This is a genomic window from Pseudomonas sp. B329, assembly GCF_023127835.1.
Lineage (GTDB): Bacteria > Pseudomonadota > Gammaproteobacteria > Pseudomonadales > Pseudomonadaceae > Aquipseudomonas > Aquipseudomonas synxantha_A.
This window is the reverse complement of record NZ_SPKP01000006.1, coordinates 1-16,893: the sequence shown is the minus strand read 5'-3', so window position 1 is coordinate 16,893 and position 16,893 is coordinate 1. Positions and strand designations below refer to the sequence as shown.

12 protein-coding genes and 3 pseudogenes are annotated in these 16,893 nt (G+C 57.8%); all 15 read right to left on the bottom strand.

The features are described from left to right. Nucleotides 1-31: 31 nt before the first annotated feature. Entirely contained in the window at nucleotides 32-1,465 is a 1,434-nt protein-coding gene (locus tag E4P00_RS04015; RefSeq protein WP_248130688.1) for a glycosyl hydrolase family 18 protein, read from the bottom strand. A 278-nt stretch (nucleotides 1,466-1,743) separates the two neighbouring features. Then, nucleotides 1,744-3,399: a BBE domain-containing protein gene (locus E4P00_RS04010; protein ID WP_248130686.1), complete on the bottom strand. Its 1,656-nt coding sequence runs from the start codon at nucleotides 3,397-3,399 to the stop codon at nucleotides 1,744-1,746. A gap of 435 nt (nucleotides 3,400-3,834) precedes the next feature. Continuing rightward, nucleotides 3,835-4,015: pseudogene (locus tag E4P00_RS04005) on the bottom strand (hypothetical protein); the annotation flags it as partial. A gap of 450 nt (nucleotides 4,016-4,465) precedes the next feature. Continuing rightward, a pseudogene (locus E4P00_RS04000) lies at nucleotides 4,466-4,915 on the bottom strand (IS3 family transposase); the annotation flags it as partial. 28 nt (nucleotides 4,916-4,943) lie between these two features. Next, nucleotides 4,944-5,675 (bottom strand): type VI secretion system ImpA family N-terminal domain-containing protein, encoded by a 732-nt coding sequence (locus tag E4P00_RS03995; RefSeq protein WP_248130684.1) that lies wholly within the window; start codon nucleotides 5,673-5,675, stop codon nucleotides 4,944-4,946. A 17-nt stretch (nucleotides 5,676-5,692) separates the two neighbouring features. Continuing rightward, on the bottom strand, nucleotides 5,693-6,133 hold the full coding sequence (tssE, locus tag E4P00_RS03990; protein ID WP_248130682.1) for a type VI secretion system baseplate subunit TssE: 441 nt from the start codon (nucleotides 6,131-6,133) through the stop codon (nucleotides 5,693-5,695). A gap of 3 nt (nucleotides 6,134-6,136) precedes the next feature. Continuing rightward, a complete protein-coding gene (gene tssJ, locus E4P00_RS03985; RefSeq protein ID WP_065944078.1) occupies nucleotides 6,137-6,673 on the bottom strand; it encodes a type VI secretion system lipoprotein TssJ in 537 nt (178 codons plus the stop codon). After that, nucleotides 6,654-7,751 carry a type VI secretion system baseplate subunit TssG gene (gene tssG, locus E4P00_RS03980; protein WP_248130680.1) on the bottom strand — a complete coding sequence of 366 codons (1,098 nt, stop codon included), beginning with the start codon at nucleotides 7,749-7,751 and terminating at the stop codon, nucleotides 6,654-6,656. The genes tssJ and tssG overlap by 20 nt, the downstream gene beginning before the upstream one ends. After that, nucleotides 7,715-9,484, bottom strand: coding sequence for a type VI secretion system baseplate subunit TssF (gene tssF / locus E4P00_RS03975; RefSeq protein ID WP_248130678.1), 1,770 nt, complete (start codon nucleotides 9,482-9,484; stop codon nucleotides 7,715-7,717). Before tssF ends, tssG begins: the two co-directional genes overlap by 37 nt. 24 nt (nucleotides 9,485-9,508) lie before the next feature. Continuing rightward, nucleotides 9,509-11,095, bottom strand: coding sequence for a type VI secretion system protein TssA (tssA, locus tag E4P00_RS03970; protein WP_248130676.1), 1,587 nt, complete (start codon nucleotides 11,093-11,095; stop codon nucleotides 9,509-9,511). Beyond that, nucleotides 11,092-14,184 (bottom strand): ImcF-related family protein, encoded by a 3,093-nt coding sequence (locus E4P00_RS03965; protein WP_248130674.1) that lies wholly within the window; start codon nucleotides 14,182-14,184, stop codon nucleotides 11,092-11,094. The genes tssA and E4P00_RS03965 overlap by 4 nt, the downstream gene beginning before the upstream one ends. 260 nt (nucleotides 14,185-14,444) lie before the next feature. Beyond that, nucleotides 14,445-15,551, bottom strand: coding sequence for a hypothetical protein (locus E4P00_RS03960; protein ID WP_248130673.1), 1,107 nt, complete (start codon nucleotides 15,549-15,551; stop codon nucleotides 14,445-14,447). A gap of 56 nt (nucleotides 15,552-15,607) precedes the next feature. Next, nucleotides 15,608-15,874: a PAAR domain-containing protein gene (locus tag E4P00_RS03955; protein WP_248130672.1), complete on the bottom strand. Its 267-nt coding sequence runs from the start codon at nucleotides 15,872-15,874 to the stop codon at nucleotides 15,608-15,610. Nucleotides 15,875-15,980: 106 nt separating this feature from the next. Then, nucleotides 15,981-16,265, bottom strand: coding sequence for a YceK/YidQ family lipoprotein (locus E4P00_RS03950; RefSeq protein ID WP_248130671.1), 285 nt, complete (start codon nucleotides 16,263-16,265; stop codon nucleotides 15,981-15,983). 98 nt (nucleotides 16,266-16,363) lie between these two features. Beyond that, nucleotides 16,364-16,893: pseudogene (locus E4P00_RS03945) on the bottom strand (hypothetical protein); the annotation flags it as partial.

Here is a 16,893-nt window from a genome sequence, read left to right as displayed (position 1 = left end):
TTGTTTTTCCGTCTGTAGCTTCAGTATTCGGTTATGCGCGCTGCCAAAGGGATGTAGCCTTGTCTGGTGCCCACCAAGAAATCGAGGTGTGTACCATCACGCAGATATAGGTAACGCCCTTATGAGTGACGAGGTCACCGTCCTTGTACCGGGAGCCCGTGACCCATTCCGGCGGGGTTCCACCAGATGACAAGGTACGCACGGTCAATGTTGTACTTAGGCTGGAGTTGCCACCCTGACTGTCTTGCGCGCTCACCTGATAGCGATAGTCGGTATCGGGCCGTAACCCGCTGTCGTTAAAGGTAGGTGTAGCTGTTACGCCGATTGATACTCCGCCCCTATACACCTGATAGCTTTGGATCGGATGAACACCTGAAGCAGGTTGCCAACTAAGCAGTATTGAAGACGGTGTTTGAGAGAGGGAAGTTAACCCGGTCGGTACTGACGGCCCTTCTGGTACCGGCGTCTCTCCGCCAGTAAGGTAACCATAGCGATTGAGAAACTCCCAGTTATAAAGCTTGCCGTGCTTATCTCTGCCATTATCCCAGTTAACTGACCATGTCATGAGACCACGAACAGGGTTGCCGGCTTTTTCCAGATCCGACAAAGCTTCAATAGCGTTTAGGGGGTCTACCACATAACCCGTCGCGGCGGCATCAATATTGGAGGGCAAGCCTATTACCAGACGATTGGCCGCGATGCTAGAAAACCCGCGCGTACCATGAATCAAACTATCGGTAAGATAGTAGAGAAACTCTTTCTTGTAAGTATCGCTATTTTGAGTAACCCATAAATTAAGCTCGTCCACCCAAATACCATCACCGCCCTGATTGTAATACTGCGGCGCGATGAAGTCATAAATATCGTCTAACGCTGTAATATAATCGAGGTAGATTCCGTTAGTGCGCAAATAAGGAAACTCTGGAGCCATACTGATTATAAAATGCTTACCTTCCTTCTTATAATACTCACGCACCCTTCGTAGTGCCGCCGGTATCACTATTCGATTATCCGCGTGAGTAATCGCCAGTTGTTCAAGATCGATATCCAGACCGTCAAAACCGTAGGTCTCTACCAATCGAACTATTTCATAGGCCAGCGCCTCTTCCTGCCCAGCATGAAGCTCGATATGAGCATCAGCCCCGCCCAGAGAGATCAGTACAGCACGTCCCTGCGCATTCAGTACTCCAACCTGGCGGCGGAACTCAAGATCACTGTAGACATCGGGTTTAAAGGTAGGAATACCGCTGCCTTTCATAAACGCAACAGCAATCACGTTATAGTTTTCCGGGATATCCGTGAGGGCCATTTCAGCAAACAGGCCTTGCTGATAACCCTGCCCGGCCTCAGCTTTCCAGTTATGCCAAAAACCCATCAGGATGTTTTTAGAAGAGATATCTGGCATCACTGAAGCCGCATCATGGATACGGTTTCCATATTGATTAATAACTGTCTGTTTCAGCATGATTTCTTAGTCCTTTAGTAGCGGAGGTGCAGACATCTAAACTGAATCGCTGCAAGTCGCTTTAACGAAGGAATCCTAACTGCTCACCCGCACAGTGCGCACCGATAAAGCCCTAGCACACATGACATGATCTATTTCAAACAGAAAGAGTCCTCGATAGGGCTGCTTGCGTTAGCCAGCGTACTCAGCGTTGATAATGGTACATATACTGTATTGACTTCAGCCGTAGAACTCGCCCAAACAAACAGTAATAGAACAAAACGTTTATCAGAGCTTCCCTAAGGATGCGCTAATGGTATGGACAGTTCACTGCGGAAAATGTTTTTGGGGTCAAATTTAAGCTTAGTCCTAATGAGCATTTGCCGTTTATCACCATAATAAAGCTCCAACCATCGCGTATCGACCACCGCATGACTATCGTCCGTGTATTTCACATCGATATCTGGATAGTTTATATAACACCCTTGATAGCGCTGATTATCTTGAAAAGGTTTGCCGCCTTGCTGCTCAAAAAATGCCTTGTAAAAACTTCGACACCACTCAATACAGTGGTGCTCATGCATCGGGCTACTCCAATAAACCTGAAGCTGCGCTTTCAGAATTGAGCGTCTCTGATAGACGGAAGTCGGGCACTCCTGTTCATCCTTAGCATTGATACAGCCTCCATAAGAGTCAATCTGCAACAATGCCTGATTAAGAACAGCATCGCCTGCCTGATTGAAGTACTGCCAAATAGCATTAACTTCCATATCAGAGAAATCACCAACCTGATAAAATGACTTATATTTACCATGTTGATTATTGCCGGAACCATTTAACATCTGGGTTACATACAACCAATCCATCAACCTAGCATCCTGCAAGATATTACTTAGCTTCGGCTCGTTTGAATGGCGCTTTCTTATCGGGCCGAATAAACTATCTTGCGTCGTGACAAACGCATTCTCACCGGCCGCTTGATTCATATGAGTGACAAAGTCGATCAGCGGCTCGGTTTGCCTTTCACCATCGACTCGTCCATCCATTCCAGTATATTGAACAAGCAAATTGATATCGCCAGTTGAGCGGTGTTGCAATTTAAGTAATGCAAACAAGCCACCATTGGCTTTAGACAGGTCATCACTGTTCCAATGCTCATCATTCTTACTAAACCAGCGCCAGTACTCATTCAGGAAATGACTAAGCTTATCCTTACTATCAAATACACTCCATGGCCATGCTAAAGAGAGCAGATAAGCTTGCTGCGGCGCTTGTGGCAGTTCTTTGAAGTAGTAATTAAGAATAATACCAAAATTTCCACCGCCCGCCCCTCGACAGGCTATAAACAGGTCGCGCTCCCCATCCAATTCATCACTACCTTCGTGAACATGCCTAACCTCCAGCGCGTCTCCGGTTTTGTTCGGCACTAAAATATCCACGCCGCTTAACCAGTCCACAGTCAGGCCATGCATACGCGATAGCAATCCATAACCGCCGCCGCTAATGTGCCCTCCTGCACCGACCGAATAGCATGAGCCACCCGGGATCGTACGATTAGCTATTTTATAGAGAGCCGAAAAACCATCCCAGTTCTGGTTTCCCGAAGCTATACGAAACTTATATTTTACACTTTCATTATAGTGAGAGCGCAAACGCCCTTGTTCATCGAACTCAATACCTGCCATCAAACCAAGATCGATAATAGCAAGCCTCTGACTTCTTTGAGACACCAATTTATTCGTCACAAATCCTTCGTAGCAATGGCCACCACTACGCACTGTAATGCGATAATTTTTTTTCAAAGCATCGTTAGCCGCTGCCCATACCGAGGCCGGACTATTACAGATATAGATGAAGTCGGCGCCCTGCCCATTACCGGGCCAACGTAAATTAAAGCCTTTTTTTAGCGTTTCATAACGACGATCATGATGATTAATAAGAATGTAGTTTGACATGGAAATCCTCCTTGATAACCTAAGAACATTGGAATAAAGCTTGACATTAAAATCACTGGGCACACCTTGAAATTCCGCTAAAGCGAAATCCTGGCCACCCACTTTAGGCCTTTCCCACGCAACCTAAAAACCATCAACGTATTACGCCAACATCCATGCTGCGTCACACTCACTAAACTTTTTCTCATGTAAAAACAGCATAGCCCCTATCTTGCCAATGTCCAGTCGATTTTTTTAGAACATCATCATTTTCTTGTAAACTGCTCGGAAGTAACGAGAGCAACTTTCTCTGATTAGAGATAATTCTTACAGACATCGCTATTTCGTGACTATCGTACCGTGGTACCATTTAAAAGCGACGCGCATCGATATTTTATCAATACTCTTATTTTTCAGTCTCATTGAACATTAAAGTGCGCTCCCAGCGGTTGTTTTTTACCCCCGTGCGCACCTGTATCGACACGCCGACATCCAGGAGTTCAAAAGTGCGAACAGCGTCACGTTTGCGCGGTGTTTTTAGCCAGGCCGTAAAGCGAACACTTACGTAGCAAAACGGCCGTTTTATCATCCAGAATGACTGCTCGGCCTCGCTGCGAACTTGTGCCTTGGCCTTCTCAGAATAGATGGGCCGCCAGCCAGCAATCTTCGAATTTCATCGCGTCGTTCGATAGCTTGCTTGAGTCAGATTCGAGGATAGTGAGCACCGGATGCTCGCCTTTAGGACCGAGGAGGCCAGTCAAGATGGGGACTCGAACTGGCACGAGATATTGAACTCAATCTTGTAGTGTTCGTACCGGACCAACCTGGATCTCAATGGTTTTGTGCACAAACAAAAAAAGACGCCTAAGCGTCTATTCCGTAAATCACAGGCAAAAAAAGCCACTCGTTAGAGTGGCTTTTTCTTTTATGCTTGGAGCGGGAAACGAGCTTCTTACTAAACGTCTATCCCTTTGAAAACATTGAGTTCTTAAGTTATACAACGCTTTCTATGGACAGAATCATGGACTACTTTTTTGAGCATGACAAGCCTGTGAATCGCGCTAACCAACGAGCTAAGCCTGAGCCTCACCTCCTGCTTCGGTTTACACCTCCAAACCGCCATCAACAACGCATCAATAGCCAAATCACTGGTCGTCTGCGCCTTCATTGACCAGCCAGCGACCTGACGAGAAAACATATCCGGCACCACCGCCAAATACAACCGGCCTTCATACGTAAGAATGTAGGTGATGTCGGTGACCCAAACCCTGTTGGGTTCCACGACATAGAACTGGCGCTTCAACAAATTGGGTGAGGCGACCGCTGACTTACCGCCGTACTTTCCAGGGCGGCGTCGATAACCTGTTTGAGAGCGCAGCCCTTCACGACGCATCAGCCTCGCCACACGATGCCGACCACAGTCTTCACCGACCTCGCGCAGATCGTTATGGATTTTGCGATAGCCATAAATGCCGCCACTTTCCAGCCATGAATGCTTGATCAAACCCAGCAATCGTTACTCGTCCTTGGCGCGCGCCGGATCGGTGAATCCCGGCTACTACCGGCTACATCCACCACTTGGCCCCACACGCCAAAGCGATGAACGCAAGCACCCCGAGCAGCCACCAGAACAGGGTGCGCCTACGCACAGGCGAAACCGTCGTTAAGTATTCAGCAGGCGCCTCAGGTGACGGGGCAATCGGCTCAGTCACCACGGGCACCAAAGGCGCCAACGCTGGCGGCGGGCTGGTGACCGGCGGCGGCACATCGGGTTCGGTACGACGCGCTAGGCGCTGCATCAAGCCACCAAGCTGCTGACTTAGCGCCAGCAGCGTGACCGGAGGCTCCTGCCTCTGGCTAACCAGTAGCCTTGCCAGCCTCTCCAGCTCCTTGTCCAGATGGGCCAGCGCGGGTAATGCCAAGCGTGTGATTGCCAGGCTGCGCAGTACCCTCTGCCATTGGGCGAACAGCCAACCCAGGATCTCCAGGCGTGCTGACACCCTGGGTGGCCACAGGCCGGATTCGACGCGGCAAACTGCATCGATCATCATCACACCCTGGGTCATGCCGTCCACCCCCCGTAGATGACTGCAAGCCAGGGCAAAACAGGCGGTGGTTTGCAGGTCGGCGCCATTTTTTTCGAACAGGTCCAGGCTTAATTGCTCCACCTGGGCCCAGTCCACGTCCGGACAGGCCGGATGCGTCAATTTGGCCAGCTCATTACGCAGCAAGGCAAACTCACGCAAGCCACTCGGGTCGCCGCCCACTCGCAGGGGTCTTTCCAATAACGCCGTCATTGCGCTTCCTTCAGGGTTCATGGGTTCGACAGAAAGTTCTGCCGTCTCAAATGGCGTACCAACACCTTGCCCTCGGGCGCCAGGGTGGCAGCAAAAGTTACCTGCTCGCCGGCTTTGAGTTGGACGTCGAGGGCATATTCCAGATGGCCCGGCACGGCTTGCGGCAGCAGCTCGATCTGCACCGCCGCCAAACGAGGCTCGTACTTGAGCAGCGTGTGCACCAGGGTGTTCATCAGCCCGTGCGCCGAAGCGGGCAAGCCTTGCAGGATCTGGCCCATGTCCGGCAAACCGTAATCCGGCAGGTGGCTCAACGAGCCCGCGCGGCTGTTGAGGATGCGTTGCAGGTTGTCCAGCACCGACAGGGTTTGCTGGTCTTCTTCGCGCACGCGATGCAGGTCCATTTCACCGTCGAAGTTCTGCAGGAGTATTTCGTAGAGCGAGGGGTTCAGCTCTCCCATGCGCTATTTCTCCACGGGTGTTTGCAGCGTCAATCGGTTGTTACCCAACTCGATCACCCGCGCCTGGTCCGGGTCCAAGTCTTCGCGGGACAGGGTGAGGCGCCAGGTGTTTTTGACGGTATCCGGGTTGCGAAATAACGCCACCACCGTGACAAACTTCGCGTCCTTATGCATGGGCATGTTCAGTTGCGCGCCCTCTCCGGGCTTCACTACCTGGGCTCGCTGGTCCAGCAGATCGGCACTCAACAGGTTGTCCGCATCGCTCAGCACGCGTTCATAAGTCGCCTTGTTGATCAGCGTGTCGTCGCGCAACTGATACACCCGCACCAGGGTCGGCACCGACAGGCCGCTCATGTCGGTCACGTCGGTGTTCATCGCCGCCCGGCCAGTGAAATCCAGGTGCAGGGTCGTCACTTGCTTGTAAAAGATCGACTGGGTCGTGGACACCGTGGCGTCCGTCACCTTCTGAGTCAGCCCACAGCCGCCCAGCAGTGCCCCGAGCACCGCCACTGTTACTGCATTAAAAACGGTACGCGACATGCTGTGCCTCTCTGAACTGGGGATTACCTTGCAGGCCCTGATAGCGGCCCAGATTGATGGTGATGGTGTCGTCGGCGCCGACCTGCCAAGCTGTGCCGCCCAGGCCCAGCACGCCGGTCATGCCCAGCAGCACCGGTGGGCCGCCCAGCACGGGTTTGGGCAAGCTGCGCACCGGCAGCGACAACTGCAACTTCGCGGTGCAACGCCAGCCCAGGTACACCCGCAATAACACCAGCAGGTCCTTGTATAACTGGCCGTCGGGCAGCCAACCATGAGCCTCGTTCAAGTCTTCGGTGTACAGCGCCAGGTGCAACTGGCTGTTGGCATCAAAGCCGGCGCTACCCAGCGGCGTGCCCTGGGACAAGCCCACCGGGCGACTGGAGGACAGACTCGCCGGCTGTGCCAATGGAATCTTGCGCGGCCAGTGCGGTGTCACCTTGGGTTGGGTATTGGGCGCCAGCAGCTTGACCAGCGCGGTAATGCCTTCGGCGTTGCGCGTCGGCAGGCGCATCACGCCCAGCAGCGCCAAAAAGCGCGAGATCGGTGTGGCCACCTGTTGCGCCGTCCCGGGAATGCCCAGGCCCACCAACCCCAGCAGGCATTGCGAAGTGGCGTCGCGGCCACCGCTTTCAAATGCCGCAGGGTAGGAGTACTTGCGCCAGATCCGATAGAACTGGGTAAAGATCCGGTGATTGAAGATATCCAGAAACGCCTCCAGCGCTTCATGGCCTTCGCGGCGTTGGGCGATGTCATCCAGGAAGCTGGTGGGCATCGGCGAATCAACGCCGTACAGCCCCAGCAGGCGCGTGCGCACCGTGGCCGAGCGCTCGGGATGGTACTCATCGGTTTCGATGGCCCGCAGCTCTCCGGCGGGAAAGCCCATGCCGGGGTCGGGGCGAAAGCGCACCGGGTCATCCGCCGGGTGGGCGGTGCTGCCCAACAAGGGGTGACCGGGCAACGCCTGTTCCAGCAACTGGCAGAACCGGTACAGGTTGGCCTCCGCGACCCGCCCGCCCAGTGCGTCCAGCAAACCGGAGGCTTTCAGCCGGGAATACGCTGACTGTGGTTCTCGTTCCATCGCAGGCACTTTCCAGTAGGTTGCAGGATCAGCGTGAGCTGGTTGAATAAATGAATGTCGGCATACAGGCCAAAGAAGCGGTGGAGCATTTCACCGAACAGGCTGATATCGCCCTCCCCCGAAAACCCGTTGGCATCCAGGGTGACTTCGATGTCTACGCCGCGCAGTAAAAAGCCCTTTTCGAAGCGCTGAACCAGATGGTGGCGAACATCGACAATCGCCTCCAGGCGACGACGGTTCAACTCGCTGCCGGTCCAGTCGTACAGCGCCAACGTGCCGCGCAGTACCTCGGCGCTGTCGAGCATCGGCAGGAAGTTGGAGCCCAGGTGGCTGAGTACCCGCCAATGGAAACGATCCCGGTTGGGCGGGTACTGCGGCAGGCTCGGCGCACACAGGTTGCGCACCCGCAGACCGGCCTGGGTCGATTGCACGGCGGTGTCGAGCAAGGTGCTTTGCAATGCTTTGCGCGGCAACAGGCCGTTGGTGCCGGTCAGACGCAGGGACAGGCTTTCGGTGGTGTTCAAACGGTCCGCGTCGAAGCCCTCGCCCCCCAGGATCAGCCAGGTGTCGTGCAGGCCCTTGGCCGAGCGCTTCAAGCGGGTGTGGAAGTAGCGTTCCGGCGCATCGTCGCGCAGCATCCCGCCCTTGTGGCGGAAGCTGGTGAACGGCACATAGTCGTGGCGTTCGGCGTTTTTCGACGAGGTGACCCGGTCGACCGAATAGATCTCCGTATGGCCGTCCTGCAAACGCATCGGCCGCAGCAGGTAGTCAGTCTGCAACGGTGCCAGGGTCAAGGGGTCGGCTTCCAGCGGGAACAGGTTGATTACCGGCACCGCATGCAGGCGAATGTGCTCGTGGTTGAGGCTGAATTCGTGGGGCCACGCCTCGCGCAGTACCACGTCCAGTTCGAACCAGGGCGTGCCGGCAGCCAACGCCAGGCGCTCCAACCCGCACAGGGTCACGAACATGAACTTCTCGCGGAAGGTGAAATATTCCAGCAGCAACTGATAACCGCTGAAGGCGCTGTCGCCCTTGGGCCACAGGCGGTCTTCATCGGCAAAGCCCTTGGGCGCAAAATGCGCCTGCAGCGCCTGGCGCTCGGTTTGCCCTGGCAGGCGCGCATACACCGCCTGGGTGTTCAGCGTCAGGGCCTGGTGCAAGGCGCTGGCCAGCGGCGCGTCGGCATTGAGGTACAGCGGCAGGCGGCTCAGGTCGATCTCGCCCCAGTCGGTCAAGGCGCCGCAGGCAAAGCGCAGGCGCAACACCGAACGGCCGTCCGGCTCGTAGGCCAAGCGCACCTGCTCCAGCGCCAAAGGTTGCAGGGTCAGCGCCTGGGTGGTGGTGTAGCAGCAGCGTGTACCTTGCGCACCGATGGGTTGGGACAACACCTCGAAGCCTTTCGCGATCGGTTCGCTGTGCTTCATTTGCTTGAGGTCCGGCGCCAGCTCGATGATCGACAGCGACGGAATAGTGCGCAAGTAATGCGGCCACAGCAGGCTGACCAGCCCCTCGGTCAGCTCCGGCAAGTCATCGTCGAGCTTTTCGCGCAGGCGCCCCATCAGGAACGCGAAGCCCTCGAACAGGCGCTCTACATAAGGGTCCTGGGCGCCGGGTTTATCCAGGTTGAGTTGCGCCGCCCGGTCGGGAAACGCCTGCGCGAACTCCTTGCCGGCTTCGCGCAGGTAGCGCATCTCGGCGTCAAAGTAACGCAGCGTCAAATTATCCATGCTCACACAAACACTCCAGCTCAATAAGGGTTAGCCGCACAGCACGGCGGCGCGTACCGGGTCGATCGTCACCAGCGCCGCCAGCAATGCTTCGGTGCGCCGGGCCAGGCCGGGCTTGTCGGCATCGTTGCGTTGGGTTTTCAAGCGCAGCAGCTTGAGCAGACGCGCCTTGACCTCGAAATTCAGTTCCGGCTCCCAGGTCGCCAGGCCATGCTGCTGCGCCGTGGCATCCAGCTCGCCAAGCAGGTGCATCGCCAGGTCACTCTTGCCGTATTGCTCGGCAACCCGTGCCATCAACAACCGCAACAGCCAGCGTTGGCGCCCGCTCTGCACGCCCGGACGTGCCGCCAGCCAGGCCAGCGCCGCCTCGACGCCATCACTGTCGGCCTGAGCCACCGCTTCGCTTTCCAGCGAGAGGATGTCGGCATCGCCGGAGCTCAGCACCGCCCTGGGCGCGGGCAGCCATTGTTGCGGGCGATTGCCGCTGACGTGCTGGGTGATCCAGTCGCGGGTGGTTTCGTCGGCGAAGGGTGTGCCGTCGCTCCAGTGCAGCAACTCCAGGCCCGGCAAACGCTCAAGGAACATGCCCAGGTCACGCTTGACGATGTCTGCCCAACTGTCCTGCGGCGCCGGTTGCTTGCTCAGCGCCTGGTACAGGTACCACTGCAAATCCAGCCAGAAATGGTTCACCCCTTCGGCGTACATACGTTCTATCTGGTCGAGCAGTTCCGACCAGCCCTGTTGCAGGTACAGGCGCTTGAGCTGCGCACGGTAATCGCCACGCGGCGGTGTCAGGCGCGTGGTGCCACTGGCCTCCTCCGGCGGCGTCTGATGCACGGTGTCCCAGCGCAGGCTTTTCATCAGCCGATGCGCCGCCAGCCACCCCAGGGGTTGCTCGCGCAAATAGCCGGCCAGCGCACGACCGTTGTCCAGCAGGTCGCGCCCGGACTTGATCGCCGTGACACTCGGTGCCGCCGCATGCGCATTGGCCTCATGGCTGGCACTGTGCTGCGGCACCAACGCATCCACCCCACCCGACTGGGCCAACCTTGCCGACAAGGCGTCATACAGCGCCCCCAACGCCGGGCGCTGATCCGCCGGCCAGGCTTGCAGCCCCTGCTCCAGCCAGGCCAGCGCCGCCACCGTACGCTCGGCCTCGCTGCGCACCACCTCCGGGTACAGCGACAGGCTGTCCAACACCTTGCCGCTGGCCAGCCACTCCAGCGCCATCTTGCGGGTGTTGGGCCGCGTCGGCAGCACCTCGGCGGCATAGCGCTCGACCAACGCTGCCAACAAAGTCAGACCATCCGCCAACCCGGCCTCACCGTCTTTTTGCAGGCGCGCCCACAGATAATAGGTGGCCACGCGCAAATCCTTGCAAGTGTGCTCCAGCAGTTTCTGCGCCCACTGCACCACCTGCTCGGCATCGGCGCCGGAGAGCTTGTTGACCTCTTCGCGCATGCGCTGGAAGTCGTCGTCGTAACCGGGGTCTTGGCCGGCGGGCGCGTCGCTGCTGATCGGCTGCAGCCACGCCTGCCAGGGCCCGGCCTGCTGACGGGCCAGGGCCACGGCGTCGCGTTCGCCCAGGCATTGGATGACCAGGGTGTGCAGGCTCATTCAAGGTTCCCCTGTGTTGCAGTAGTCGCCGTGCTCTCAGCGAGAAAGATCTGCTGCGGCAAGGTGAAGTTACGCAGCGCCAGCAAGGCCAGCGGCCCGGTGCTCATTTCGGTGCGCAGGTTCCAGGTCAGGTCCAGGCCATCCGGGGCCTTGAGGACCATGCGAAAGCGGCTGTCGCCGTCGTCCAGCGGTGTGAGGGTGGCTTTTTCCAGCAGGCGGATCAGGCCCCAGGTACCCTCGAAATCACCGAACAGGCGCTCGCCGCTCTGCACGCTGGTCCAACTCAAACTCGCCCCCGGATCGTCGCTGAAGCCCGGCCAGTTGAAGCGTTGCCATGCCTGGCGCTGGTTGAAGTACTGATGCTCCTCGCCGTTGAGAATGAAGTTGGTCTGCACCACATTACGCGACGGCCTACCCTGCAATTCGAAGCTCATGCCCATGCCGCCGTCGGTGTACATCACGTCGGCCAACTGGCTGAGCTGGTTGATCGCCGCCAGGAACTGCGGGTTGAAGCGCAGCCCCTGACTGTGGCGCGGGTCGGCCACCCAGCGGCTGCCTTCCTTGCGCAGCACGCCGCCCAGTTGGTTCTGCAAAAACTGCTCGATGCGCCCGGAGTCGGCGCGGATCATCTGCCCCAGCATCGGCAGCGAGGCGTCGCTGGTGGTGTTGGCGAACGGATAACGCCCGGCAAACGCGCCCTGCCAGTCGGTGACGATTGCCCGCCGCCACTGGTTGTTGAGCCCTGCCGCCGAAGGTTGCAGCACCCGCTGCCAGGCTTGCGCCAGCGGCTGCACGAACAGCGTCTGGCCGACCACGCCCCACTCCGCGCCCAGGCTGGCGGCGATCAGGCTGCCGTAGGACTGGGTGTCGGTGAGGTCGACGCTCTTGCCCTGGAACACGGTTTGCGCCAGGGCCTGGGTCATTTCCCGCGGGTCGGAGGCGCTGCTCACTTGTTGCAGCTTCAGGCGCACCCGCGTCACGCGGGTGAGGAAGGCTTGCAGGCTCAGGCGCTCGCTGTCGGCCTTGCCTTCGGTGTCTTTGCCAAGCAACGTCAGCAGCGGCCCGAAGGTGCCGTCCAATGGACTGCGCGGCACCTGGCTCTGTTGGTCGATCAACGGCACCTTGTCCTGGTCGAGCAGGTCTTTTGCCGACTTCATCAGCGAGTCAGCCAAGGCCTGCGTGCGCGTGCCGGCCTGGCCCTGGTAGGCCAGGGTGTTCATCAGCGCGATCAATGGCGACTGGCGCACGTCGGTCATCAGGGTCAGTTGGTCGATCACATCGCCCATGCCCTCGGCCTTGCGCCAGCGCAGGCTGTTGAGAAAATCCAGCCAGGCACTGGCGTAGTCCTGGAAGTAGCGTTCGGTGAGTTGCTCCTTGAGCATCTGCGGAGTCAGCTCGCTGGCGATGTCAGTCTGACTGTCGCTGAGCACCCAGTCGATTTCCTCGCGGCGTGCTTCGGCGATCTCATCGATGGCCTGACGCACCCGGCCTTCCCACGCCTGCCGGGTAAAGACGCCCGCTACGCTGGCCGTGGTGGTGAACAGCGCCGAGGCATCGGTTTCGCCAACCATGCCGTGCAGGCTCAGCGCCGGGTATTGATTGGCTGCAATGTCGAGCACCTTGCGGTACAGCGCGGCCTGCGCATTGCGCTGGCCCAACTGGCTGAGCAACACCTGGCGGGCCTGGGCCACCAGCGCCGGGTCGGCCTTGATCGCCCAGTCCGGGTGCGCCGCCAACTGCTCACCATAGAAACCCCACAAGACCGGCGACAGCCCTTGCCAAAGCCCATTCGTCACGCCGCTGCGCGCGGGTTCGGCGTTTACCAGCGCCTTGCGCAAAAAGGTCGCATCGGCCTTTTGCGGCCGGGCCAGCATCAGGTACGCCTTCAAATTTTCATAAGCGCCCGCCGCGGCCCCCGCACGCTGTTCGCTGCCGGGTGGCAAGGCGATAAATGCCTTGAGCCGGCCTTGCAGGTTGGCCACCACCGGGTCGCGCATCAAACGATTATTGGCCTGCACGTAATGCGGCCACACCGCTGCCAGCAGGTTCTGGTTTTGCTCCAGGCCGAAGCGCTGATACCACGGCACGCCGTTTTTGGCGCGGTAATCCAGACGCGCCAGTTCACGGGTCAGATCGTTGAGCGCGGTCAACTGCACGTCGCCGCTGCCGGGCTGCTGCAAGGCCGCTACCGAACGCTCGACCTCGCCAATCTGCACGCGGTTGGTCACGAACGAGAGCAACAACCCCGCGCCCCATAACAGCGCCAGGCCCAACACCAACGCATACCCGACGCGCACCACGCCCCAGCCCAAACGCCGAGCCGTGCGGTTATCCTCAAGCACACCCTGCCACGGGGCGGGCGCGGACCAGTCGTGGGTTTTTGAAGCAGACTTTAGCGGCGCCACCGGTAGGCTGAACCACAGCCCACGCAACGGCACTCCCCGAGCAAAATCGGGCGTCAGCGGCTCCAGCACCTGCCGCCAACGGGCAATTCCCTTGGCCTGCAAATCACGCGACAACCGCAGCAGAAAATCGTGGGCCAACGTCTCATTCATCTGCCCCAGCCCGGCGCGGCGCAACGGCGTGAGCAACTCGGTCAAATGCTCCTGCAGTTCCTGCGCACTGAAACGCTCGGGCAATACACAGCCCACCGGTTGCACCGCACGACCGGTTTGCTCCCAGGTGCTGGCGCACACTTGCCAGAGGTACAAGGGCAACTGCCAGCCTACGTGATGCGCCAAGCGTTTCAACTGGCGCACGCCAGTGGCCATCGCGGCATCGTCGGCGGCCTGGGTGTTGTCCAAGGCCCAGACCACGCCGTCCAGGGAGCGCCAGCGGCTCAGGCCGGACCAGTGTGCGGTGAAGGTTTGCTCCAGGGATTCGTGGGCGTTGCCGCCCCACAGCAGGGCGGTGCCCTGGCCTTCCAGCCAGTGACGGGTGGTGAGGTTGGGGGCGATGGCTTCGACGGTGTCGGGGTCGCCGATGATGAGGAGGAGGCGGACTTTTTGGCGCCAGAGGGGGCCGTAGTATTCGCGTAGGTGAGCCTTCAGCTCTGGGAGATGCGCACTTGGCTTTTGAGGCAAGGTCATCCGTTTATCCGTCTCAGGATAAACCTTATCCGCCTGCCCTTGTTCTCGATGGTTTTGGCGCTTGAGATACGTCAATAGACGCGGTACTGAATAGGCCATCATCGCGAAGATGATGATCAGTAAAAAAGCAAAAAACTTGTGGTGGTTCTCGACGAGCCCCAACTTATTGCCGTATGTCCAGATAGCCCAGCCCACAGCAGCCGCCAGCGCAATGACCCACACCGCAGTCCCCGCGCGGCGCCATGAATTGCTCCCCATGTTCATGCCAACTCTCCTGTGGTAACCGTGCTGATCCAGCGCTGTGATTTTTCTCGGGCCAATACCAATAAAGGCTGGCGCTGATGCCGGACTATCTCCACGCCAAGCGCGGTTACCAGCCAGTGACCCAGCGGCCCCGGACGGCCGCACAAACCCTCCAGAAGCCACTGCTGTTCGGCCTGCAGCGACGAGCCGTGCCCGGCTGCAGCGGTGAGTATTTTTCCGGTGATTGGGTGCCAGTCCGCCCCATCGGCTAGAAGCCCCGTCGCCTTGCAAGCGCTGGTCTGGGTTTGCACAAACAGCGGAAATTCGCTGTCCAGTGCGTCGATGCTCAAAGGCATTGGCCGTAACAAGCCAGCCGTCACAGGCAGCTTCAAGGCCTGCGCCAGAGCGTCGGGGCATAGCAACAAGGCAGCCAGACCGTCGGAATAGGTGTCCTTGCCACAGACCTGTAGCACCAGGACCAACTCGATGGTCGTACTCGCCGTTTTAAAAACGTCATCGACCCACTGAAAGGACAGCTCATTCACGACGCTGATCATCATCGGTTGGGATAGGTTCGGATCGGCGGACCAGGTCTTCTGTACGTCGTCGCGTAAGGCCTGGTAGTGGTCTGGAGCGACATCGCTCAACAGGGTGATCCGCAGATCCTGGCCCACGGGCAGCGTTTGCAGGCTCGGCGCCAGCGCCTGGATCAGCATCTGCAACCCAGCCGCCGCACGCGCCTCTCGCGCAGGCAAAGCGGCCAAGCGCCGCACCGTATCCGTACGTAAAGGTATTGCAGAGGGGTTTTGAACCAGCACACTGGCGGACACCTGATCCGGCAACAGCACACAACTGGCAGCGACGGCCAGGCTACGCTGCGCCCACCCCTGCCAGGACTGCTCCGCCTCTCGGGCTTGCGCCTCAAGAAACTGATAATGGCTCAGGGCACCGCCGTACAGATGGGCACGAGCGCCGAACGCCAGTACCCACACCAGCAATGGGAAACCGGCGAGCGCCCAGATGTTCAACGCCTGCAGCCACGGCAGACGTTCGGAGGCATGCAGCACAAACAGCAACACACCGACCAGCACTGCCACGATGGCCGCCAACAGCCAACGCATCATCACAGGAGGTTTTGGAGCTTCCACCCCCTCGGGTACCCGACGATCCCAGCCCATGACTAGCCCACCCCGCAATCGGGAGCGCTGGAAATCAACTGGCAGCCGCACTCACTGCGGCAACCGTTGATCACCATAGCCCGGCCACCTTCGGTCCAATCCGGGCAGCCTTCGACGATGCGGTTGACGCCATGGCCTGGCAGCGGGCAACGCACTAGATCACCGACCAGCGCGACGGGCTTGCCATGCACGATGGTGGTGGATGAGGCTGATATAACCTCGCCACCGTGGGTGGTTTTATCACCCAACAAAACAAAACCTTGGGACATATTTATAAATTCCAATAACTAGCTTGCAGCGAGCAAGACGTTCACAAAAAGGGCTCAGATAGCTCGTCAAACAGCCCCTTCAATAAATTTTCAAACAACACCAGCACTAACTAAATTCACGTGGACACTGCCCTGCTCCATTATCAGCGTTTAACGCACTTCCAAGCGTCAACGTGTCGACAACAAAAGAGAAAGGCAGGTCGATGATAGCCATGGGAATAACAAAACCAGTCGTTGCCTTGATCATGCTCCAATCGGTTGCTGAAAAAAGATCTAAATGTACGCCTTGATAGGGGCAAAATGGGCCATTCATAGTCACTGCCGCGAATGAGCCACAGCCGGAAATAGAAATGGCAGCGCCTCCTAAGAAGCTATATTTAAAACGTTTCATGCCGTTCCTTTAAAACTACGCCAAAACACACAAAAATAGCCAACTCAGACTTCATATCTCACTCCAAGTGACGGGGAGTAGACGTAGAAGTTTGATAGTCATTGTTGTTGTCCCAAGCGAAGCGCTTGCAACTTCTTGAAGCTTGGGTCGCTGCCACCCATCGCGACACTGCCATCAGAGTAGGTGTATTGGTTGCGGTTGCCCTTTTTATGCACTTTCGGGCCAATCGAGTAAACAGCGTAGTCAGCATGCAACAACGGTTCGAACACTACTTTTCGGGCATTCAGAGCTCGGTAATATGAGTATATTTCACCCTCACCGACTATCCAGGCGAGCTTTTCATGCCCACCAATAAATTGCTCGTTAACCCAAGGGTAATAGTCCTTCCTAATCAGTAGATCACCGCTGACCGTTCTCGTGGGTTCAAAGACAGAGCGTTGTTGGGGTAGGTGCTGATCAAACATCACAATAATCCCCCCGCCCGGTCCTGCCCTGACGTTATCTCCAAAGTGCGCCGTGTTGGCATAGGTAACGCCAAAAGTGACGTTGCTCAGTTGCCACTGACATCGGGTACCGCCATTGATGGCCAGCTTCGCCTCATATATATCGCTCTGCCCCTGCTGCTGCG